The organism is Sphingomonas sp. T1 (assembly GCF_902506585.1).
Lineage (GTDB): Bacteria > Pseudomonadota > Alphaproteobacteria > Sphingomonadales > Sphingomonadaceae > Sphingomonas > Sphingomonas aerolata.
Genome location: NZ_LR733875.1, coordinates 3,268,403 through 3,289,563 on the forward strand (window position 1 = coordinate 3,268,403; position 21,161 = coordinate 3,289,563).

Consider the following 21,161-nt stretch of genomic DNA (forward strand, 5'->3'; position numbering starts at 1 on the left):
ACATGGGGGCGGTTCGTGGGGTGTCGGTGCGTGGCGGGTTGCCTATATCGGCTGGGCGACGGCATAAGCGCCGCTCTTCCATCACGAGAAAGTTCCTCATGTCTGCCATGTTCCGCATTACGCTTCCCGACGGCTCCGTCCGCGAGGTTGCGCCCGGGACTACGCCCGCGGATGTTGCCGCGGCGATCGGGCCCGGCCTCGCCAAGGCTGCGCTGGCGGCGCGGATCGATGGGCAGGTGCGGGATCTGAGCCGGCCGTTCGAGGGGGATACGCAGCTGGCGCTCGTCACCGCGCGCGACGAGGCGGATGCGCTCGAGCTGGTGCGGCATGACCTGGCGCATGTGATGGCGGAGGCCGTGCAGCATCTGTTTCCCGGCACGCAGATCACCTTCGGGCCGGCGACCGATGACGGCTTCTATTACGACTTTGCGCCGAAGGACCGGCCGTTTACCGACGAGGACCTGCCTGCGATCGAGGCGGAGATGCGGGCGATCATCGCGCGGAACGAGCCGTTCCTGCGCGAGGTCTGGTCGCGCCAGCAGCTGATCGACCGCTGGACCGAGCAGGGCGAGACGTTCAAGGCCGAATGGGCCGCCGAGCTGCCCGAGGGCGAGGAACTGACCATCTATCGCCAGGGCGAATGGCTCGACATGTGCCGCGGGCCGCACATGGTGTCGACCGGCAAGCTGGACCCGGCTGCGTTCAAGCTGACGCGCGTGTCGGGTGCCTATTGGCGCGGCGACCAGAAGAACGCGATGCTCAGCCGCATCTACGGCACCGGCTGGCTCAACAAGAAGCAGCTCGACCAGCACCTGTTCCGGCTGGAGGAGGCCGCCAAGCGCGATCATCGGAAAATCGGGCAGGAGATGGACCTGTTCCACCTCCAGTCCGAGGCGCAGGGGTCGGTGTTCTGGCATCCCAACGGCTTCGTGCTGTGGCGGCAGCTGGAGGCGTATATGCGCCGGCGGCTCGATGCGGCGGACTATGCCGAGGTGAAGACGCCACAGCTGATGGACGCCAAGCAGTGGGAGCAGTCGGGCCATTGGGGCAAGTATCGCGAGAATATGTTCGTGGTGCCCGACGAGATCCCCAATGTGGAAGACGAGGGCGCGGTCCTGTCGGGCGAGGGCGACCTGATGGCGCTCAAGCCGATGAACTGTCCGGCGCATGTCCTGATCTTCAAGCAGGGCATCAAGTCGTATCGCGACCTGCCGATCCGGATGGCCGAGTTCGGCTGCTGCCACCGCAACGAGCCGCATGGCGCGCTGCACGGCATCATGCGCGTGCGGCAGTTCACGCAGGACGACGCGCATATCTTCGTCCGCGAGGACCAGCTGGTCGAGGAGGTGCGCAAGTTCTGCGAGCTGCTCGACAGCGTGTACAAGCATCTGGGCTTCGAGGACTATGCGGTGAAGCTCGCGCTGCGGCCCGAGAAGCGGTTCGGCGACGATGCGATGTGGGACAAGGCGGAGGCCGAGCTGCGCGAGGCGGTGATGCAGTCGACGCTGAGCGACACGATCAAGGCGAATTTCGAAGAGCTGCCGGGCGAGGGGGCGTTCTATGCGCCGAAGCTCGAATTCCACCTGACCGATGCGATCGGGCGGACGTGGCAGGTCGGCACGATCCAGTCGGACCGCGTGCTGCCCGAGCGACTCGACGCGTCGTACGTTGGCGCGGATGGCGAGCGGCACCGGCCGGTGATGCTCCACCGCGCGATCCTGGGCACGTTCGAGCGGTTCATCGGCATATTGATCGAGCATCATGCCGGGCGCTTCCCGCTGTGGCTGGCGCCGGTGCAGGTGGTGGTCGCGACGATCGTGTCGGATGCGGACGACTATGCGCACAGTGTCGTCGCCGCGCTGCGCAAGGCGGGGATCCGCGTCGAGACCGATCTTCGCAACGAGAAGATCAACTACAAGGTGCGCGAGCACAGCCTGGCGAAGGTGCCGGTGCTGTTCGTGGTCGGCAAGCGCGAGGCGGACGAGGCGACGGTCGCGATTCGGCGGCTGGGCAGCCAGGGGCAGGAGATGCTGTCGCTCGACGAGGCGGTGGCACGCCTTGCGATCGAGGCGCGCGCTCCCGATATGTGATGGACGAGGCCGGCTTTCCGCGCAGAGCTTTCTGCGCTATAAGCCGGCCCAAATACTTCGTCAGAAACAACAGGAGCAACCCCCATACGTCCTCCCACGATGCGCCGGCCCATGCAGACGCCCGCGATGAACGGCCCGCGATTCAACGAATTCATCCAGAGCCAGAAGGTCCGCGTGATCGATCACGAGGGCGAGAATCTGGGCGTGATGTACACGCGCGAAGCGATCGAGCAGGCGGCCGAGCATGGCCTGGACCTGGTTGAGGTCTCGCCCAACGCCGATCCGCCCGTCGCCAAGTTCCTCGATGTCGGCAAGTTCAAGTACGAGGCGCAGAAGAAGGCGAACCTCGCACGCAAGTCGCAGAAGACGCAGGAGATCAAGGAGATCAAGATGCGTCCGAACATCGACGACCATGATTACGACACGAAGATGAAGAAGGTGAACGACTTCATCGGCGAGGGCGACAAGGTCAAGATCACGCTGCGCTTCCGTGGCCGCGAGCTGAGCCATGGCCAGCTGGGCATGAACCTGTTGAAGCGCGTGCAGGACGACGTCGCGGAGATCGCCAAGATCGAGGCGTATCCGCGCATGGAAGGCCGTCAGATGCTGATGGTGCTCGCGCCCAAGTAACGGCGTGACGACGCGGCCCGCGATGCGGGACGCGATACGACGATAGCGACCGGCCCATCGCCCCCTGTCCGGGGCGGTGGGCCGTTTGCGTTGGGGTCGGGTTGGGGGATTGAGCGCGCGATCGCAGGTTCCGTAGCGTCAATCGCGGGGAGCGAACCGCCCGTGCGCGATGCATCGATTTCGGGGCTATCACGCGGTGTTATTGCTCGGTGTTGCGGAAGTGCGACACAGCGACCGGAAAGTTACTTCCGCATACGGAAATCGGTGGACGCTGCATGAAAATTCCAATTACCTCCTGACCAAACCGGAAATTCGAAATAATTCGAAGCCGCCAGGAGAGATGCCCATGCGCATGACCGCATATCTGTTGTCTGCCGCCGCGACGATCGCGATCGCGGTGCCGGCCTTCGCACAGGATGTCCCGACGACGCAGCCCGAGGCGCAGACCGTACCCTCAAATACATCGGGTACCGCCGCCGCGTCGGTCGATGCGCAGCAGCAGCCGGTCGCCGAGAACGCGAATCCCCAGCCGATCAACGCAGGCGACATCGTCATCACCGCGACCCGGCGTTCCGAGCGGCTGTCGAACGTGCCGATCGCGGTGTCCGCGGTCGGCCAGGCCGCGCTGCAGAATTCGGGTGCGACCGACATCCGCCAGATGACCCAGCTCGCGCCGTCGCTGCTGATCTCGTCGACGGGGTCGGAGGCGAACGCCTCGGCGCGTATCCGCGGCATCGGCACGGTCGGCGACAATCCCGGCCTCGAAAGCTCGGTCGCGGTGTTCATCGACGGCGTCTATCGCAGCCGCACGGGGTCGGGTCTGAACGATCTGGGCGAAGTCGACCGGATCGAGGTGCTGCGCGGGCCGCAGGGGACGCTGGCCGGGCGCAACGCATCGGCGGGCACGATCAACATCCTGACCAAGCTGCCCTCCTACCAGTTCGGCGGTTACGGCGACGCGACCTATGGCAATTACAACAATATCCGCATCGCGGGCGGGCTGACCGGGCCGATCATCAAGGACAAGCTGGCGTTCCGGCTCGACGGCGTGTTCGGCAAGCGCGACGGCTATTATTACGACGTCATCAACCAGACCGATTACAACGACCGCAACCGGTATTTCGTGCGCGGGCAGCTGCTGTTCGAGCCGAGCGCCGACGTGTCGGTGCGGCTGATCGGCGATTACACGCGGCGCGACGAGAAATGCTGTGGTGCGGTCTATATCGACACGCGCGAGAAGATCGATCCGACGCCGGGCGTCGCGGGCGACTTCGCGATCAACCCCGCGGGCAACCGCATCCAGCAGGTCATGCAGAGCATGGGCGCGGTGTTCCCGAGTCAGGGCGACCCGTATAACCGCCGCATCGCCAACACGCTGGGCCGCGCCTATTCGAACATCACCAAGGATTATGGCGGTTCGGGCCAGATCGACGCGAACCTCGGCTTTGCGCAGCTGACCTCGATCACCGCGTATCGCGAATACAAGTCGGGCGGCGCGGCCGACATCGACTACGGCAATCTCGACATCGGCTACCGCGCGGACGACGGCAACAGCTATCGCCAGTTCCACACCTTCAGCCAGGAAGTCCGGCTGAACGGGTCGCTGTTCGACGACAAGCTCGACTGGCTGGTCGGCGGCTATTATTCGAAGGAAGACCTGGTCGTCGCGGACAATCTGAAGTTCGGGACGCAATATGGCGCGTTCGCCGCGTGCCGGATCGTCGCGACGGTCAACCCGGCGGCGGCGCTGCGCAATCCGGCCAATCCGGGCTGCCTCAGCGCGGCGGGACGTGCGGTCCTGTCGGGACAGGCTCCGGGCACGCAGCCCGCCTTCGGCGCGCTGACCGGTACCATCCTGAGCGGCATCGACCGGCTGAGCACGCTCAACAATCTGGGCGACCAGCGGTCGACCTATTATCAGGACAGCGAGAATTACGCGTTCTTCACGCACAACATCTTCAAGGTCACCGACAAGCTGTCGATCACCGGCGGGCTTCGCTACACGCATGAGGCGAAGGATTTCCACGCCGATTTCAACAACAACAACACCGTCTGCCCCGCGCAGCAGGCGGCGCTGAGCCCGCTGCTGGCGAGCGCGGCGGTGCCCGCCAGCCTGAAGACGCTGGTCGGCGGGATCGTCACGCTGACCTGCACGGGCAATTCGACCTCGGCGCTGAACGGGCTCGATCTGAACGACGGGTTCAAGGAAGGCGAGTTCAGCGGCACGGGGATCGTGTCGTACAAGCCGCGTACCGACACGCTGCTCTATGCGTCCTATTCGCGCGGCTACAAGGCGGGCGGCTACAACCTCGACCGGTCGGACCTGACCGCGAACGTGTTCTCGTCGCCGACCAATGCGAGCGCGAGCCGGCTGCGGTTCGATCCCGAGACGGTCAATTCCTACGAGCTCGGGCTCAAGTTCACCTCCGCGCAGTTCACCTTCAACGTCGCGGGCTTCCGCCAGGAGTTCAAGAACTTCCAGCTGAACACGTTCAACGGCACCAACTTCATCGTCCAGAACATCAGCTCGTGCGACACCAGCCTGAACGGCGCGGATCGCGATGCGAGTGCGGCGACGGGCGCGTGCACCGGCGACGTGAAATACGGCGTGCGGTCGCAGGGCGTCGAGCTCGAGGCGGGGCTGTTCCCGGTCCGCGACGTCGCGGTGAGCCTCGGCTACACCTATGTCGACACGACGTTCAAGAACAACCTGGTCGGGTCGGAGACGGGCGAGGCCCTCGACCCCGCGCTGTTCCTGCTGTCGGGCAACACGCTGTCGAACGCGCCCAAGCACACGGTCACCGCGTCGGGGACGTGGACGCCCGAGCTGGGGTCGTCGGGGATCACCGGGCTGTTCTACATCGATGGCCGCATGACCAGCGACTATAATACCGGGTCGGACCTGTTCACCGAGAAGGCGCAGGACGGCTTCTTCCTGATGAACGCGCGTATCGGCATCCGCGGGCCGGCGCAGAAATGGGCGGTCGAATTGTGGGCGCAGAACCTGCTCGACACCGATTACCAGCAGGTCGGCTTCAACGCGCCGTTCCAGGGTGCTGGCAATCTCGACCAGGTGAAGGCGTTCGGCGGGGTGGGGAACCAGATCTTCACCTCGTACCTCGCCGAGCCGCGGACCTATGGGCTGACGGTGCGCACGCGGTTCTGAGCGTTCGACGTCGCTAGGGAAGGCCGGTCCGCTCGGGAGAGCGGGCCGGCCTTTTTCGTTTGTGGCGGGCCTTCGCTCACGTCCGTCATCCTGACGAAAGTCAGGATCCAGGATAACTCAGCGAGACGTTCGTGGCTCTGGATCCTGACTTTCGTCAGGATGACGAAAAGAAAAGGAGGATGACGGGAGGGGTCAGGCGGCGAGGTCTAGTTCCTTGCCGGCGGCCGCCGCGAGCAGGCGGCGTTCGAGGGTCTTCAGCCGGGCGGGGGCGGTGATGCGGTCGCCGGTGAGGTCGGTGATGTAGAAGGTGTCGACCGCGCGTTCGCCGTACGTCGCGACATGCGCGGAGTGGATCGTCACCTTCGACTGGAACAGCGCCTGGGCGAGCCGGTTGAGCAAGGCGGGGCCGTCGCGGGCATTGACCTCGATTACGGTGAAGCGGTTCGAGGCGCGGTTGTCGATCATCGCGTTGGGGACGATGTCGAACGCCTCGGCGCGCGCGCGCGGGAGCGGCTTGGCGACGAGGCGGTCGGCGAGCTTGCCGCGGTTGGCGAGCGCATCCTCGATCGCGGTCTTCAGCCGGGCGAGCTGTTCTGAGCCGTCGAACGGGCGGCCGAACGGGTCCTGGACGAGGAAATTGTCGACCGCCATGCCGTCGCGCGTGGTGTGGATCCGCGCGTCGATGATGTTGCCGCCCGCGACATGGATCGCGCCGGCGATGCGGTAGAAGAGCCCGGGATGATCCGCGGCGTAGATCGTCACGAGGGTCGCGCCGCGGCCGGGATAGACATGCGCGTCGATCGCGAGCTGCGCGTCGCCGGTGCCGGCGAGGAAGCGGGCATTGTGGACGAGCACGTCCTCGGGCTCGGCGATCCAATAGGCCTCGGGCATGCGGCGGACGAACGCGGCGAATTCGGCGTCGCTCCAGCCGAGATCGGCGTGGAGCGTTTCGTGCTTGGCGGCGATGCGTTCGGCGCGGCCCTTCTGCTTGTGGCCGAGGCGGAGCACCTCCTCGGCGGATTCATAGAGGTCGCCGAGGAGCTGGCGCTTCCAGCCGTTCCAGACGCCCGGGCCGACCGCGCGGATATCGACGATGGTGAGGACGAGCAGGAGGCGGAGTCGCTCGGGGCTTTGCACCACGTCGCAGAAATCGAGGATCGTCTTGAAGTCCGACAGGTCGCGCTTGAACGCGGTCGCGGACATCAGCAGATGCCAGCGGACGAGCCAGGCGACGGTCTCGGTCTCGGCCGGCGACAGGCCGAAGCGCGGGCAGAGGCGCTGCGCGACCTCCGCGCCGAGGATCGAATGATCGCCGCCGCGACCCTTGGCGATGTCGTGGAGCAGCACCGCGACATAGAGGACGCGGCGCGAGACGATCTGGCGGAAGATCGCGCTGGCGAGCGGATGGTCGTCCTTCAACGCGCCATTCTCGATCCGTGCGAGCAGGCCGAGCGCGCGGATCGTGTGTTCGTCGACGGTGTAGTGGTGGTACATGTCGAACTGCATCTGCGCGACGACGCGGCCGAAATCGGGCACGAACCGGCCGAACACGCCGGTCTCGTTCATCCAGCGCAGGACGAGTTCGGGATCGCGCGGCGAGCTTAGGACATCGAGGAACAGCGCGTTGGCGGTCGGATCGTCGCGGATGTCGTCGACCAGCTTCACGTCGCGGGCGGCCGCGCGCATCGCGAGCGGGTGGATCTCGAGCGCGTTGCGGTCGGCGAGCTGGAAGATCTCGATCAGCCGGACCGGACTTGCACGGAAGAAGTCGTCGTCGGGCAGCGCCAGCCGGCCGCGGTCGAGGACGAAGCCGTTCAGGCGGCGCGGGCTGCGGCGGATCGTCGGCAGCCCGAAGCGGCGGCCGCGCGCGGCGAACTTCTCGTCGAGATGCGCGAGGAACACGCCGGTGAGGTCGCCGACGGTCTTCGCCTGGAGAAAGTAGAAGTGCATGAAGCGCTCGACCTTCGGTTTGCCCGGGCGGTCGGAGAAGCGCATCCGGTCGGCGATCTCGCGCTGGACGTCGAAGGTCAGCCGGTCTTCGGCGCGACCGGTGATGCTGTGGAGGTGGCAGCGCACCGCCTGGAAGAAATTGTCGGCGCGGTGGAACAGCCGGTATTCGGCCTTGGTGAACAGCCCGACATCGACGAGCTGGGCCGCGCGCTGGACGTCGTAGATGTACTTGCCGATCCAGAACAGCGCGTGGAGATCGCGCAGGCCGCCCTTGCCCTCCTTGACGTTGGGTTCGACGACATAGCGCGTGTCGCCCATCTTGCGGTGGCGCAGATCGCGCTCGACGAGCTTGTCGGCGATGAACGCGCGCGCGGTATCCGCCTGGACCTCGACCTTGAAGCGGCGTGAGGCCTCTTCGTAGAGATCCATGTCGCCGGTGACGTAGCGCGCCTCGAGCAGGGCGGTGCGGACGGTGATGTCGGCCTTGGCCTGGCGGATCATCTCGTCGAGCGAGCGGCTGGACTGGCCGAGCTTCAGGCCGAGATCCCAGAGCGTGTAGAGCATCGATTCGATGATGCGTTCGACCCGCGGGGTCTGCTTGCCCGGCGTGAGGAAGCCGATATCGACATCCGAATGCGGCGCCATCTCGCCGCGCCCATAGCCGCCGACCGCGATCAGCGTGAGCCGGTCGTCGGGGGTGGGGGCGGGCGCAGGGTGCAGCCGGGTGGTGGTGAAGTCGAACAGCAGGCGGAGCAGCTGGTCGATCAGATAGGCCTGCGCGCTCGACACCTCGAGCCCGCGGCTGGGATGTTCGGCGAGCCGCTTGGCGACCTCGACCCGGCCCGCGTCGAGCGCGGCCTTGAGCAGGATCGTCGCCTGGCGGCCGAGCGCGACCGGGTCGGTCTCGTCCAGCGCGGCGATGGTGTCGGCGACCGCGCGGCGATCGATGATCGCGCGGCGGTTGGGCAGGTGATCGAAGCGGCCGGTCATGCGGGACCAGATAGGGCGCGCGGCGCCATTCGTCATCTTGATTGCGGGAATCCTTCCCGAACCCTAGGTCTTTGCGCGGGTTTGGCGAAAGGAAGACGATGAGCGAAGCGTTGCGCGTGGGACTGGCGGGCCTGGGAACCGTGGGGGGCGGCGTCATCCGGCTGCTCGACGCGAACCGCGAGCTGATCGCCAGACGGGCCGGCCGCGCGATCGAGGTCGTCGCGGTGTCGGCACGCGACCGCTACAAGGATCGCGGCGTCGATCTGACGCGGTTCGCCTGGGTCGACGACACGACCGCGCTGGCGCAGCAGGCGGACGTCGATGTCGTCGTCGAGCTGATCGGCGGATCGGACGGCCCCGCGCTGACGCTCGCGCGCTCGACGCTCGCCGCGGGCAAGTCGTTCGTCACCGCGAACAAGGCGATGCTCGCGCATCACGGCTATGAGCTGGCGACCGCGGCGGAGGCGGCGCGCGTCGCGCTGAAGTTCGAGGCGGCGGTCGCGGGCGGGATCCCGGTCATCAAGGGCCTGCGCGAGGGCGCGGCGGCGAACGCGATCGGGCGGGTCTACGGCATCCTCAACGGGACGTGCAATTTCATCCTGAGCAAGATGGAGGCAGAAGGGCGCGATTTTGCCGAGATCCTCGCCGAGGCGCAGGCGCTGGGCTTTGCCGAGGCGGATCCGAGCTTCGACATCGACGGGGTGGATGCGGCGCACAAGCTGTCGATCCTCGCCTCGATCGCGTTCGGGACGCGGCCGGCGTTCGACACGGTCGCGGCGAGCGGCATCCGGCACCTGCTGGGCGCGGACATCGCCGAGGCGGCGGCTTTGGGCTACCGCGTGCGGCTGCTCGGGCTGGCGGAGGACGGGCCGGACGGGCTGTTCCAGCGCGTGCATGCGCATCTGGTGCCGGTCGACCATCCGCTCGCGCATGTCACGGGGTCGCTCAATGCCGTGGTCGCGGAGGGCAATTTCGTCGGGCGGCTGCTGTTCCAGGGCGCGGGCGCGGGCGACGGGCCGACCGCGAGCGCGGTGGTCGCGGACCTGATCGACATCGCGCGCGGCGAGTACGGCCCGCCCTATGCGATGCCGGCGGCGTCGCTGGTCGCGGCGGCGACCGCCGACAGCGGCGAACGGCGGGGCCGCGCCTATCTGCGCTTCACGGTCGCGGACCGGGTCGGCGTGCTGGCCGAGATCGCCGCGGCGATGCGCGACGCGGGCGTCTCGATCGAGAGCCTGATCCAGCGCGGCGCGATGGCGGACGGCAGCGTGCTGGTCGCGATCGTGACGCATGAGGGGCCGGAACGGTCTGTGGCGCAGGCGCTGGAGAAATTGCGCGGGTCGCAGAGTCTGGTGGGGCAGCCGTTGTGGATGCATATTCTGGGGTGAGTGCCCGGCCGGCGTCATCCCGGGCTTGACCCGGGACCCAGGGTGGCGGGGCGCTGCGCTGCTTGGCTCTGGGTCCTGACGTTCGTCAGGGTGACGGGTGGGGGCGGCGGGTCAGCCGGCGCCCTGGGCGGGGGTGTTGACGCCCATGCTCTGGAGGTAGCGCTTCACGTTGCGCGCGGCCTGGCGGAGGCGTTGTTCGTTTTCGACCATCGCGATGCGGACATAGCCCTCGCCATTTTCGCCATAGCCGACGCCGGGCGCGACCGCGACGTGCGCGTGGGTGAGGAGCTGCTTGGTGAATTCTAGGCTGCCGAGATGCGCGAGCGCGGGCGGCAAGGGCGCCCAGGCGAACATCGAGGCGCGCGGCGAGGGGATGTCCCAGCCGGCGCGGCCGAAGCTTTCGACCAGCACGTCGCGGCGCTTGTGATAGAGCTCGCGGTTGCGCGCGACGATGTCCTGCGGGCCGTTCAGCGCGGCGCAGGCGGCGGCCTGGATCGGGGTGAAGGCGCCGTAGTCGAGATAGCTCTTCACCCGGCTCATCGCCGCGATCAGCGTCTTGTTGCCGACCGCGAAGCCGATCCGCCAGCCCGCCATCGAATAGGTCTTGCTGAGCGAGGTGAACTCGATCGCGATGTCCTTGGCGCCCTTGACCTGGAGGATCGAGGGGGTCGGATTGCCGTCGTAGTAGAGCTCGGAATAGGCGAGGTCGGAGATGATCCAGACCTTGTTCTCCTTCGCCCAGGCGACGAGCCGTTCGTAGAAGGCGAGGTCGACCGCCTCCGCGGTCGGGTTCGACGGATAGTTGACGACGAGGATCGACGGGCGCGGCACGGTGAACGCCATCGCGCGCTCGAGGCTCTCAAAATAGGCGTCGTCGGGGGTGGTCGGCACCGCGCGGATCGTCGCGCCGGCGATGATGAAGCCGAAGGTGTGGATCGGATAGGAGGGGTTGGGCGCGAGCACGACGTCGCCGGGCGCGGTGATCGCGGTGGCGAGGCTGGCGAGCCCTTCCTTCGAGCCCATCGTCACGACGACCTCGGTCTCGGGATCGACGTCGACGCCGAAGCGGCGGCCGTAATAATTGGCCTGCGCCTTGCGGAGGCCGGGAATGCCGCGCGACTGCGAATAGCCGTGCGCGCCGGGCTTGCTGGCGACCTCGACGAGCTTGGCGATGACGTGCTCGGGCGGCGGCAGGTCGGGATTGCCCATGCCGAGATCGATGATGTCCTCGCCGCCCGCCCGCGCCGCCGCCCGCATCGCGTTCACTTCGGCGATGACATAGGGTGGCAGGCGTTTGATGCGGTAGAAATCGTCGGACATGATCGGCCCCGAGCTGGAGGAAGGGGTGCTGTACCGTATGCCGCGGGGGGCGTCATCCACCGCGTTTGGGTTCTGGCGGGAAAGGTGGGGGGTGGAGGCGGCGTGCCCGCCCTTCTTCGTCATCCCGGGCTTGACCCGGGACCCAGAGCGGCGGGCTTGTACGCTGCTTGGCTCTGGGTCCTGACTTTCGTCAGGATGACGGGAGGGGGTGGGGTGCGGGCCCCCGCCAACGCCCCCCGCGTCCGCGTCGTCCAGCCCGATATCGGCCAGGAGGATCGCAGCGAATCGGATGGCGAACGCGTGCTTTCCGCGCTCGAAAAGCTGTCGGGCACGCCTGGCGCCACCCCCCGCCTCGTCGTCTGGCCCGAGGGCGTGGTGCGCGACTATCTCGAGGACGGCTATCCCTTCTACGCCTATGACTGGTCGAGCCCGCTCTATCTGCGCCGCCGGATCGCGCGGCTGCTCGGCCCCGACGACATCCTGCTGACCGGCGGCACGTCGCTCTCGTTCGACCGCGAGGACCGGATCGCGGGCGCGACCAATTCGGTGTTCGCGATCGACGCACAGGCGCGGCTGCGCGGTCGCTACGACAAGGCGCATCTCGTCCCCTACGGCGAATATCTGCCGATGCCGTGGCTGCTGAAACCGCTCGGGCTCGCGCGGCTCGTCCCCGGCGACATCGACTTCACCTCGGGCGAGGGGCCGGGCAATCTGACGCTCGCGGGCTTCGGGTCGATCGGCATCCAGATCTGCTACGAGATCATCTTCTCAGGGCAGACGGTCGACCGCGCGCATCGCCCGCGGCTGCTCTTCAACCCCTCGAACGACGCCTGGTTCGGCAGCTGGGGCCCGCCGCAGCATCTGGCCCAGGCACGGATGCGCGCGATCGAGGAGGGGCTGCCGATCGTCCGCGCGACCCCGACCGGCATCTCCGCGATCATCGCCGCGGACGGCCGCCTGCTCGCCACCGTCGCGCACGAGACGGCAGGTGCGGCCGAGCTGCCGATGCCGCCCGCGCTGCCCGTGACGCTGTTCGCGCGGCTCGGCAATCTGGCGGCGGGGCTGGTCATGGCGGCGATGATCGCCTTGGCCGTTGCCCTGCGCCGCCGCGAACGCTAGAAGGACATATAAAGCTTTCCTTATATGATGCTCCGTGGTGCCCCACCGCCGGGCCTTTTGCGAAGAGGTTTCATGCGCAAGTCCTTTCTCTTCACCTCCGAGTCGGTCTCCGAAGGCCATCCCGACAAGGTCGCCGACCAGATCAGCGACACGATCGTCGACCTGTTCCTCGCCAAGGATCCGCAGGCACGTATCGCCTGCGAGACGCTGACGACCACGCAGCTCGTCGTCCTCGCCGGCGAGATCCGCGGCAAGGGCATCTATGAGAACGACCAGTGGGCCGACGGCGTGCTCGACGAGATCGAGGCGGCCGTCCGCAACACCGTCAAGGAAATCGGCTACGAGCAGTCGGGCTTCCACTGGAACGAGTTCCGCTTCGAGAACAACCTCCACGGCCAGTCCGCAGAGATCGCGATGGGCGTCGACGAGAGCGGCAACAAGGACGAGGGTGCCGGCGATCAGGGCATCATGTTCGGTTACGCGACCGACGAGACGCCCGGCCTGATGCCCGCGACGCTCTACTACAGCCACAAGATCCTCGAGCGGATGGCCGCCGATCGCCATTCGGGCGCGGCCCCGTTCCTCGAGCCCGACGCCAAGAGCCAGGTGACGCTCGCCTATGAGAACGAGAAGCCGGTCCGCGCGACCGCGCTCGTCGTCTCGACCCAGCACGCGCCGGGCTATTCGGAAAAGGGCAAGAATCCCGATCCGGCCAAGTATGCCGAGCTGCGCGACTATGTCATGGGCGTGTTCACCGACGTGCTGCCCGCAGGCTTCATCTCGGACGAGACCGCGATCTACATCAACCCGACCGGCGCGTTCGAGATCGGTGGCCCCGACGGCGACGCCGGCGTCACCGGCCGCAAGATCATCGTCGACACCTACGGCGGCGCAGCCCCGCATGGCGGCGGCGCGTTCTCGGGCAAGGATCCGACTAAGGTCGATCGCTCGGCCGCCTATGTCGCGCGCTATCTGGCGAAGAACGTCGTCGCCGCCGGGCTCGCCCGCCGCTGCACGATCCAGCTGAGCTACGCGATCGGCATCGCCGAGCCGCTGTCGGTCTATGTCGACACGCACGGCACCGGCACGGTCGAAGAGGCCAAGCTCGAGGCGGTCCTGCCCAAGCTCGTTCGCCTGACGCCCAAGGGCATCCGCGAGCACCTCAAGCTCAACGCGCCGATCTACAAGAAGACCGCGGCCTACGGCCATTTCGGCCGCGAGCCCGAGGGTGACAGCTTCACCTGGGAGCGCACCGATCTGGTCGACAAGCTGAAGGCCGCAACCGCCTGACGCACCTCGCCTGATAGGTGATACAGAAAAGCCTCCCCCGGACCGTTCGGGGGAGGCTTTTTCATGTCCGCTACGACAAATCGGAACCGATCAACCGGGTGGCGACCGGTCGGCCCCCGCCGCGTCGCCGACCATCGGCGCGCTCGCGCGCTGCCGGTGCCGCTGCTCGGTCAGGATCTGCCACGACGCCAGGAACAGCGCCGCGACCAGCGGCCCGACGACGATGCCGCTCAGGCCGATCAGCTCGATCCCGCCCAGCGTCGTGACCAGCACGACGAAATCGGGGATCCCCGTGTCGCGCCCGACCAGGATCGGCCGCAGGATATTGTCCGCCATGCCGATCACGACGACGCCCGAGATGATCACCACCAGTCCCTGCCAGATCGCGGTGGTCGCGAGCAGATAGACCGCAACCGGGACCCAGACGATCGCCGGCCCGAGCGCAGGGAGCAGCGAGGTCAGCGCCATCAGCAGGCCCCAGAGCAGGGCCGCGGGCAGCCCGACGATCCAGAAGGTCGCCGCCCCCAGCCCGCCCTGGACCAATGCGACGATCACCGTGCCCTTGATCGTCGCACGCACGACCGACACGAACTTGTCGACCAGCGCGGCGGTGACCGACCGCTCGAGCGGCAGCGCGTCGCAGATCTTCGGACCGATCGTCTCGCCGTCGCGCAGCAGGAAGAACATCACGTACAGCGCGATACCAAAGGCGAGCAGGAAGGCGGCGGCGTTGCGCCCGATCGACAGCGCCTGGCTGGCGATCGTCCGCACGCTGTTGCCCATCGTCTGCGACAGCCGCGCCTGGATCCGCTCGATCGAATCGAACCCGGCCTTGTCGAGCAGCGTCTGCAGGCGCGTCGGCAACGCATCATGCACCTGGTTGAAATAGGCGGCGAAATTGATCTCGCCATTCTGGATGCGGGTATACACCGTGCCCGCCTGGTCGACGATCATCCCGCCGATGATCATGCTCGGCACGACGACCGCGAACAGGATGATCAGCAGCGTCAGCGCAGCGGCGGTGTTGCGACGCGTCGGCATCCGCTCCAGCAGACGCTGGAACAGCGGCTGGAACAGGATCGCGGCGAGCGCGGCCCACAGCAGCGCCAGGGCGTACGACCAGACGACCACGACGAGCGCGATCGTGATCACCACCAGGAATATCAGGAATCCGCCCGTTTCGAGCCGGCGCCGGTTGATCATCATGCATCCCCCCCAACATCGTCGGTCGGCCCCAGGCGCCGCCGACGATACCGCCCCCGCCCGAATCGGCGGGGACGGCATCATTGTACTTAGCGCAGCGCGGCGCTGCCGTTGACGAGGGCCGCCTTCTGCTCGTTCGACATCGCGGCGGCGTTCACGTCCGCGTCGTCGACCGCCTCGCCCTGCTTCTCGCCCTGATCGCGAACCGCCTCGGCGCGATCCTCGAGATTGTCGGCAGCCGCCTCAAGCGCGTCGGCACGGTTTTCCGCGGCGCCTTCGACCTGGCTGCCCAGCTTGTCGTCACCCTTGCCGCCACAGGCTGCGAGCGGAATGGTCAGCGTTGCGAGCATGAGCGCGGTAGCAATGGTCTTCATGAATAAATCCCTCTTGTGAGGCCATCCAAACCGTCACGCAGGCGGAACGGTTCCCTGGACCCCGTTCGGCAACGTCGCGGGATCGTGCTCCGCGGATCTTTCCGTGTTTTCAATAACATGCTCGACGACCGGCGCGACACGGTCGAACAGCGCGCTGACCGCCGCCTCGGCGATCCAGCCGACCGCCGCGCCGACTACCAGGTCGGACAGATAATGCTTGCCGTTGACCGGCTGCGCCGCCGCCACCGCGACCGTCGCCAGCGCCGACGGCATCGCCGCGCCGTCGATATCGCGCGACGCCGCACGCGCGACCGCCACCGCGCCTGCGGTATGGCCCGACGGGAAGGACGTCTGCTTGTGGTCCTGGCTGTCGCCCGTCTCGAACCGCGCCTTGCCGGTGTCGAGCGCATGGCCCGGCCGCGTCCGGTCGACCGAATGCTTGATCACCGATTTCGCCGCGGTCGCCGCCAGATGCGAGGCGAGCATCCGCGCGCCGCCGCGGATCAGGTCGGGCCGCCGTGCGACCAGCCCGATTACCAGCGTGCCGATCGACGTCGCGATCAGCTGCGGCTGGTCGGCAACCTCGGCGAGAAAGCCGGTCGCCTTCACCACCGGCGCATCGCGGTGTTCGGCCAGCTTGTAGGTCGCCTTGCGGTCGACCTCGGTGATCTTGGCCGCCGCACTCTTGCTCTTGCCCGTCATCATCAGTCCTTCTGTCGCATTTCGCCGCGCACCTGCGCATGCGCCAGCAGCGCGAACACCCCCGCACCACCGACGAGATTACCCGCGATCGCCGGCAGCAACAGCCCGGCAAAGGTCCGGACCAGGTCGACATGCCCGGTGAACAGCAGCAGGAACGCCTCGTCCGATCCGACGATCGAATGGCTGAACCCGCCGATCGCGACCACATAGGTCACCGCGAAGATCACCATGAACGCCTCGCCGCGCGCATTGGGCAGCGACCAGGCGAGGATCGCGATCATGAACCCCGCCGGGATCGCGTTGACGAACGTCGCCCAGGCGCCAAGCTCGGTGATCCGCATCGACACCGCGATCATCGCTTCGCGCAGCTCCGCCCCGCCAAGCACACCGCCCGCGATCGCCGCGGCGGTCAGCGCGGTGCCGAGCAGGTTGGCGCCCAGCACGATGCCCCACAGCCGCAACGTCCGCCGCAGCGCCCAGCGCGACGGCGTGGTCACCAGCGGCAGCATCGCGCTGATCGTGCTTTCGGTGAACAATTGCATCCGCCCGAGAATGACGACCAGGAACCCCGCCGGATAGCCGAGCGACACGACCAGCTCGCGCCACGGCGTATCGGGCAGCGCGGCATGAAGCGCGCCCTCGGCAACCAGCGACGCGGTGATCGCCAGCCCCGCCGCGAGCGCAGAGAAGAACAGCGAAACCCCCGGGCGCGCGAGTTCGTCCTCGCCCGCCTCGCGGACCGCGCGGTGGAGATCGCCCGCGTCCGCCGCCTTCAGTTCCTCGACGTCCTGCTCGGGCCCCTCGGGTGCGGACCCGGTGTCCGACGTGGTGGTGCTGTTTTCGGCCATTACGGCCTTGTAACGGACCGCTCCGTGCTTTGCTCCCGCGCAATCGACCGCTAGAGCGCGCGGCGATGAACGATCCCGCCACCATTCGCCGCCTCTATGGCCGTCGCCAGGGCCACAAGCTTCGCCAGGGCCAGTCCGCGCTCGTCGAGGAGATGCTCCCGCGTCTGTCGGTTCCCGAGACGGGGATCGTCGACGCCGCGACCCTGTTCGGCGACGACCGTCCGCTGCATGTCGAGATCGGCTTCGGCGCGGGCGAACATCTCGCCGGCCAGGCCGCAGCGAATCCGGATGTCGGCTTCATCGGCTGCGAACCGTTCCTCAACGGCGTCGTCGGCGCGCTCGGCCATATCCGCGACGGCGGGCTGACCAATGTCCGGCTCTATATGGGCGACGCGCTCGAGGTGATCGAGCGGCTGCCCGATGCCAGCCTCGACCGGCTCTACCTCCTCCACCCCGATCCCTGGCGCAAGGCGCGCCACGCCAAGCGGCGCATGGTCAATCACGGCCCGCTCGACACGATCGCCGCCAAGCTGAAGCCGGGCGCCGAATTCCGGCTCGGCACCGACGATCCGACCTATTGCCGCTGGTCGATGATGATCATGGACCAGCGCCGCGACTTCACCTGGCAGGCGCGCACCCCGCAGGACTTCCTGACCCGCCCCGACGACTGGCCCGAGACGCGCTATGAGCGGAAAGCCCGGCGCCAGGGCCATGAGGTCTGGTATTTCCGCTATATCCGCGACTAGCGCCCGCCGCTGCGCCGCCACCAGCCGGCCAGCGCGCGACCCGCAATCGCGGGCAGCCCGGGCCTGAGCAACAGCCAGTCGCGGATCGGTGCGCCCTCCGTCGCGCCGATCACCCGCTTGTAGCCGCTGTCGCCCGCGCCCCAGTCGACCCTGGTCGCGCCGCGCGCCATCGCCGCGACCAGGTTGCGCCAGTAGAGCAGCTTGCCCGGCGAATGCTTGGCGAAACGCGGGTCGTAGCTGTTGGCGATCGCGTAGATCAGCGCCCCCGTATCGATGTCAAACGAGAAGGCGGCGGGCACGCCGTCGACGCGGAGCAGCGCCGCGCGGAACATCGCTGCGAGCACCGGATCGACCGCCGCCGCCTGCCAGAAGGCTAGATGCCCGTCGGTCGTGAACTTCATGTCGTGGCGATCGGTCTCCTGCGCGACCCAGCTCGTCTGCTCGACCGCGCCCAGATCGGCGAACCGCGCCGGCCAGTCCGCCCCCGCCAGCGCCTGCCAGTCGAGCGCGCCATGCTCGGCAAGATGCTTTTCGTGAAAGCGGTTCTTGCGCAGCGTCGAGTTGCGCGGCCAGCGTTCGCCATCGACGCTCGGCACGAGGTCGAGCACCCAGGCGTCGCCGAGGTGCCGGTCGATCGCGCACCAGCCCGCCGCCCGCGCGCTCGCGATCAGCGCGTCCGCCGCCGGATCGCCGTCCTGAACGGGGCCGATCCGCAGGCCGTTGCACTGCGCGGATAGTCCGCGCAGCGCCGCCGCGCGCGCCGCCTCGCTCGCGCCCATCGCCATGCCGAAACTGCGGAACGGCCAGTAACAGCCCGGCACCGTCGCCAGCCGCAGCCACGCCGGGCCGAGCGCGACGAACGGCAACGCGATCGCCGCGACGCCGTCCTCCTCGACCACCAGCGTCTTCGCGCGGCCGCCATAGGCGCTCAGCGCGGCGGCATACCAGCCATAGCGCAGGAACCGGTGGCTCGGCGCCGCGCGCGCGGCGACCGCGTCGATCGCGATGCTCAGGCCCTCGACCACGCTCGCCTGCGCGCTCGGTGGCACCGGCACGCGGTCGGACAGGAGCATCGGTTTCGACATCGCACGCCCCCTAGCAGCAATCCCTTACCAGGTAGTGCAGGATCGCACCGGGCGCCGCGGGGCTTCAGGGCGGGGCGGGATTGGCTTCCCTCCGGCGCGGTTATTCCGCATGATGATCAGGATGATACCCCTTCCCGCCGTTTCGACGATCGCGCAGACGATCCAGCTATCGCTCGCGCCGGTGTTCATGCTCGCGGGCATCGGCCAGCTGCTCAACGTGCTCGCCGGTCGTCTCTCGCGCGTCATCGACCGCGCCCGCCAGCTCGAAAAGCTCCATCCCAGCAGCGCGGGGCCCGAACGCATCCGCCATATCTGGGAGTTGCGGCTGCTCGACCGGCGGATGACGATCATCAACGCCTCGCTCTTCCTCGCGGTGTCGAGCGCGATCATGACCTGTATCGTCATCGCGCTGCTGTTCATCGCCGAACTCGCCAAGCTACACTTCGGGACCTATGTCGCGGTCTCGTTCATCCTTGCGATGATCCTGCTGATCGCCGCCTTTGCCAGCTTCATGATCGAGGTGCGGATCTCGCTGGTCGCCTTCCGCATCCGCCCCGAACTGCTCGACAACCCCGAACTGCTCGACAAGCTGACATGATGCTCGAAAAACGCCTGCTGCAGGGCGTCGTCGCGATCGCCTGCCTCCTGCCGCTGCTCGTCGGCGGTCAGGGGATCGTCCACGGCCCAGCCCCGTTCGGCCACCTCGCCGACGTGCCGCGCGATCTCGACAGCCATTTCCGCTATATCTCGGGCATCTTCTTCGCGACCGGGCTCGGCTTCCTCAGCTGTATCCCGCATATCGAGACCAAGGGCCCGCGCTTCCGGCTGCTCGGCGGGCTGATCGTGGTCGGCGGCTTCGCGCGGCTCGTCTCGCTGATCGATGTCGGCATGCCGTCGCGCGGGCATGTCCTCGGGTTGGGCATGGAAATCCTCGTCGTGCCGCTGCTGATGCTCTGGCAGGCGCGCCTCGCCCGTCGGGCCCTTTCCAACGCCGGACCGAATCCCTAGACGACGCCTGACCATACCCGGTCCTCGAAAGGTCCAAGCATGCGTGAAGCCGCCATCGTCTCGACTGCCCGTACCGCCATCGGTAAAGCCTATCGCGGCGCGTTCAACGCGACCGAGGCACCGGTGCTCGGCGGGCATGTGATGACCGCGGTGGTCGAGCGCGCCGGGATCGACCCCGCGCGTATCGACGAAGTGTTCTGGGGCGTCGGCAACCAATGGGGGACACAGGGCGGCAATGCCGGACGCATGGCGCTCTTCGCCGGCGGCCTGCCCGAATCGGTCCCCGCGGTCACGCTAGACCGCAAATGCGGCTCGGGGCTGACCGCGGTCGCGCTCGCCGCGCGCACGATCATCTGTGACGAGGCCGATGTCGCGCTGGCGGGCGGGATGGAATCGATCAGCTACACCGTGACCAAGGACGCGCCGCGCTACGTCAACCAGAGCGTCACCGCGCGCGAGCCCGCCGCCTATATCCCGATGATCGAGACCGCCGAGATCGTCGCGCGCAAATACGGCATCAGCCGCGAGGCGCAGGACGCCTATGCCGCGATGAGCCAGCAGCGCGCCGCCGCCGGCCTCGCGAGCGGCGCGTTCGCCGAGGAGATCGTGCCAATCACCGTCGAGAAGGCGCTGTTCGACAAGCAGGGCGCGCGCACCGGCAGCGAGAACGTCACGCTGACCCAGGACGAGGGGATCCGCGCGGGCACCACCGCGGAGGCGCTCGCCGGGCTGAAGACGGTCTGGCCGGGCGGCGACTTTTCCAGCCCGGGGACCAGCGTCACCGCGGGCAATGCCAGCCAGCTCTCCGACGGCGCCTCCGCACAGCTGCTGATGGACCGCCGGACCGCGGAGGCCGAGGGCAAGGAGATCCTCGGTATCTATCGCGGCTTCCAGTCCGCGGGCTGCGATCCCGCCGAAATGGGCATCGGCCCGGTCTTCGCGATCCCCAAGCTGCTCGACCGCGCCGGGCTGACGGTCGCGGACATCGGCCTGTGGGAGCTGAACGAGGCGTTCGCGTCGCAATGCCTCTATTGCCGCGACCATCTCGGCATCGATCCCGAAAAATACAACGTCAATGGCGGCGCGATCGCGGTCGGCCACCCCTTCGGCATGACCGGCTCGCGCCTCGTCGGCCACGCGCTGATCGAGGGCCGCAAGCGCGGCGTGCGCTATGTCGTGGTCTCGATGTGCACCGCCGGCGGCATGGGCGCCGCCGGCCTGTTCGAGATCGTCTGACGTGACGGGGGGGGAG

At 67.7% G+C, this 21,161-nt stretch carries 17 protein-coding genes; 10 read left to right on the forward strand and 7 right to left on the reverse strand.

The window, feature by feature from the left end; translation table 11 throughout:
• Positions 1–98 precede the first annotated feature (98 nt).
• The 3 genes from thrS to GV027_RS14905 all read left to right on the forward strand — a co-directional run bounded on the left by thrS (position 99) and on the right by GV027_RS14905 (position 5,886).
• Positions 99–2,090 carry a threonine--tRNA ligase gene (gene thrS, locus GV027_RS14895; RefSeq protein ID WP_159512338.1) on the forward strand — a complete coding sequence of 664 codons (1,992 nt, stop codon included), beginning with the start codon at positions 99–101 and terminating at the stop codon, positions 2,088–2,090.
• Positions 2,091–2,189: 99 nt separating this feature from the next.
• Positions 2,190–2,720 carry a translation initiation factor IF-3 gene (gene infC, locus GV027_RS14900; RefSeq protein ID WP_031396176.1) on the forward strand — a complete coding sequence of 177 codons (531 nt, stop codon included), beginning with the start codon at positions 2,190–2,192 and terminating at the stop codon, positions 2,718–2,720.
• Between the two features lie 346 nt (positions 2,721–3,066).
• On the forward strand, positions 3,067–5,886 hold the full coding sequence (locus GV027_RS14905; protein WP_159512339.1) for a TonB-dependent receptor: 2,820 nt from the start codon (positions 3,067–3,069) through the stop codon (positions 5,884–5,886).
• 192 nt (positions 5,887–6,078) lie between these two features.
• On the opposite strand, the gene GV027_RS14910 is transcribed toward GV027_RS14905, so the two are convergent.
• Complete coding sequence (locus tag GV027_RS14910; protein ID WP_159512340.1) at positions 6,079–8,826, reverse strand: [protein-PII] uridylyltransferase; 2,748 nt, start codon at positions 8,824–8,826, stop codon at positions 6,079–6,081.
• A 98-nt stretch (positions 8,827–8,924) separates the two neighbouring features.
• Between GV027_RS14910 and GV027_RS14915 the strand changes: the two genes are divergently transcribed.
• Positions 8,925–10,214: a homoserine dehydrogenase gene (locus GV027_RS14915; RefSeq protein WP_159512341.1), complete on the forward strand. Its 1,290-nt coding sequence runs from the start codon at positions 8,925–8,927 to the stop codon at positions 10,212–10,214.
• Between the two features lie 111 nt (positions 10,215–10,325).
• Here GV027_RS14915 and GV027_RS14920 read toward each other — a convergent pair whose 3' ends face one another.
• On the reverse strand, positions 10,326–11,534 hold the full coding sequence (locus GV027_RS14920; protein ID WP_031440657.1) for an LL-diaminopimelate aminotransferase: 1,209 nt from the start codon (positions 11,532–11,534) through the stop codon (positions 10,326–10,328).
• A gap of 102 nt (positions 11,535–11,636) precedes the next feature.
• Between GV027_RS14920 and lnt the strand changes: the two genes are divergently transcribed.
• Both lnt and metK read left to right on the forward strand, forming a co-directional pair.
• Complete coding sequence (gene lnt / locus GV027_RS14925) at positions 11,637–12,653, forward strand: apolipoprotein N-acyltransferase (protein WP_268893569.1); 1,017 nt, start codon at positions 11,637–11,639, stop codon at positions 12,651–12,653.
• A gap of 72 nt (positions 12,654–12,725) precedes the next feature.
• Entirely contained in the window at positions 12,726–13,943 is a 1,218-nt protein-coding gene (gene metK / locus GV027_RS14930) for a methionine adenosyltransferase (RefSeq protein ID WP_031395305.1), read from the forward strand.
• Between the two features lie 90 nt (positions 13,944–14,033).
• Here the strand turns inward: metK and GV027_RS14935 are convergent, their stop codons facing one another.
• The 4 genes from GV027_RS14935 to GV027_RS14950 all read right to left on the reverse strand — a co-directional run bounded on the left by GV027_RS14935 (position 14,034) and on the right by GV027_RS14950 (position 17,070).
• The gene (locus GV027_RS14935; protein ID WP_159512953.1) at positions 14,034–15,146 is read right to left on the reverse strand and encodes an AI-2E family transporter; all 1,113 of its coding nucleotides are present in this window, start codon (positions 15,144–15,146) and stop codon (positions 14,034–14,036) included.
• A gap of 89 nt (positions 15,147–15,235) precedes the next feature.
• Positions 15,236–15,520, reverse strand: a complete 285-nt coding sequence (locus tag GV027_RS14940; RefSeq protein ID WP_042466252.1) for a hypothetical protein — start codon at positions 15,518–15,520, stop codon at positions 15,236–15,238.
• 33 nt (positions 15,521–15,553) lie between these two features.
• Complete coding sequence (locus tag GV027_RS14945) at positions 15,554–16,222, reverse strand: phosphatase PAP2 family protein (protein ID WP_159512343.1); 669 nt, start codon at positions 16,220–16,222, stop codon at positions 15,554–15,556.
• A gap of 2 nt (positions 16,223–16,224) precedes the next feature.
• Entirely contained in the window at positions 16,225–17,070 is an 846-nt protein-coding gene (locus GV027_RS14950) for a formate/nitrite transporter family protein (protein WP_159512344.1), read from the reverse strand.
• 65 nt (positions 17,071–17,135) lie between these two features.
• Here GV027_RS14950 and trmB point away from each other — a divergent pair, with 65 nt between their 5' ends.
• Positions 17,136–17,816: a tRNA (guanosine(46)-N7)-methyltransferase TrmB gene (trmB, locus tag GV027_RS14955; RefSeq protein WP_037530578.1), complete on the forward strand. Its 681-nt coding sequence runs from the start codon at positions 17,136–17,138 to the stop codon at positions 17,814–17,816.
• Here trmB and GV027_RS14960 read toward each other — a convergent pair.
• Positions 17,813–18,901 (reverse strand): GNAT family N-acetyltransferase, encoded by a 1,089-nt coding sequence (locus tag GV027_RS14960; RefSeq protein ID WP_159512345.1) that lies wholly within the window; start codon positions 18,899–18,901, stop codon positions 17,813–17,815. The genes trmB and GV027_RS14960 overlap by 4 nt on opposite strands.
• A gap of 121 nt (positions 18,902–19,022) precedes the next feature.
• On the opposite strand from GV027_RS14960, the gene GV027_RS14965 reads away from it, so the two are divergent.
• The 3 genes from GV027_RS14965 to GV027_RS14975 are packed head-to-tail and all read left to right on the forward strand — an operon-like array spanning position 19,023 to position 21,145.
• Positions 19,023–19,499 carry a DUF2721 domain-containing protein gene (locus GV027_RS14965; protein ID WP_031440529.1) on the forward strand — a complete coding sequence of 159 codons (477 nt, stop codon included), beginning with the start codon at positions 19,023–19,025 and terminating at the stop codon, positions 19,497–19,499.
• On the forward strand, positions 19,496–19,909 hold the full coding sequence (locus GV027_RS14970) for a DUF4345 domain-containing protein (protein ID WP_159512346.1): 414 nt from the start codon (positions 19,496–19,498) through the stop codon (positions 19,907–19,909). Before GV027_RS14965 ends, GV027_RS14970 begins: the two co-directional genes overlap by 4 nt.
• A gap of 39 nt (positions 19,910–19,948) precedes the next feature.
• A complete protein-coding gene (locus tag GV027_RS14975) occupies positions 19,949–21,145 on the forward strand; it encodes a thiolase family protein (RefSeq protein ID WP_159512347.1) in 1,197 nt (398 codons plus the stop codon).
• Positions 21,146–21,161 lie beyond the last annotated feature (16 nt).

Excerpts from the sequence above, each read along its gene's own strand:
- thrS (WP_159512338.1), top strand. The coding sequence starts at position 99 with ATGTCTGCCATGTTCCGCATTACGCTTCCCGACGGCTCCGTCCGCGAG.
- infC (WP_031396176.1), top strand. The coding sequence starts at position 2,190 with ATGCGCCGGCCCATGCAGACGCCCGCGATGAACGGCCCGCGATTCAAC.
- GV027_RS14905 (WP_159512339.1), top strand. The coding sequence starts at position 3,067 with ATGCGCATGACCGCATATCTGTTGTCTGCCGCCGCGACGATCGCGATC.
- GV027_RS14910 (WP_159512340.1), bottom strand. The coding sequence starts at position 8,826 with ATGACCGGCCGCTTCGATCACCTGCCCAACCGCCGCGCGATCATCGAT.
- GV027_RS14915 (WP_159512341.1), top strand. The coding sequence starts at position 8,925 with ATGAGCGAAGCGTTGCGCGTGGGACTGGCGGGCCTGGGAACCGTGGGG.
- GV027_RS14920 (WP_031440657.1), bottom strand. The coding sequence starts at position 11,534 with ATGTCCGACGATTTCTACCGCATCAAACGCCTGCCACCCTATGTCATC.
- metK (WP_031395305.1), top strand. The coding sequence starts at position 12,726 with ATGCGCAAGTCCTTTCTCTTCACCTCCGAGTCGGTCTCCGAAGGCCAT.
- GV027_RS14935 (WP_159512953.1), bottom strand. The coding sequence starts at position 15,146 with ATGATCAACCGGCGCCGGCTCGAAACGGGCGGATTCCTGATATTCCTG.
- GV027_RS14940 (WP_042466252.1), bottom strand. The coding sequence starts at position 15,520 with ATGAAGACCATTGCTACCGCGCTCATGCTCGCAACGCTGACCATTCCG.
- GV027_RS14945 (WP_159512343.1), bottom strand. The coding sequence starts at position 16,222 with ATGACGGGCAAGAGCAAGAGTGCGGCGGCCAAGATCACCGAGGTCGAC.
- GV027_RS14950 (WP_159512344.1), bottom strand. The coding sequence starts at position 17,070 with ATGGCCGAAAACAGCACCACCACGTCGGACACCGGGTCCGCACCCGAG.
- trmB (WP_037530578.1), top strand. The coding sequence starts at position 17,136 with ATGAACGATCCCGCCACCATTCGCCGCCTCTATGGCCGTCGCCAGGGC.
- GV027_RS14960 (WP_159512345.1), bottom strand. The coding sequence starts at position 18,901 with ATGTCGAAACCGATGCTCCTGTCCGACCGCGTGCCGGTGCCACCGAGC.
- GV027_RS14965 (WP_031440529.1), top strand. The coding sequence starts at position 19,023 with ATGATACCCCTTCCCGCCGTTTCGACGATCGCGCAGACGATCCAGCTA.
- GV027_RS14970 (WP_159512346.1), top strand. The coding sequence starts at position 19,496 with ATGATGCTCGAAAAACGCCTGCTGCAGGGCGTCGTCGCGATCGCCTGC.
- GV027_RS14975 (WP_159512347.1), top strand. The coding sequence starts at position 19,949 with ATGCGTGAAGCCGCCATCGTCTCGACTGCCCGTACCGCCATCGGTAAA.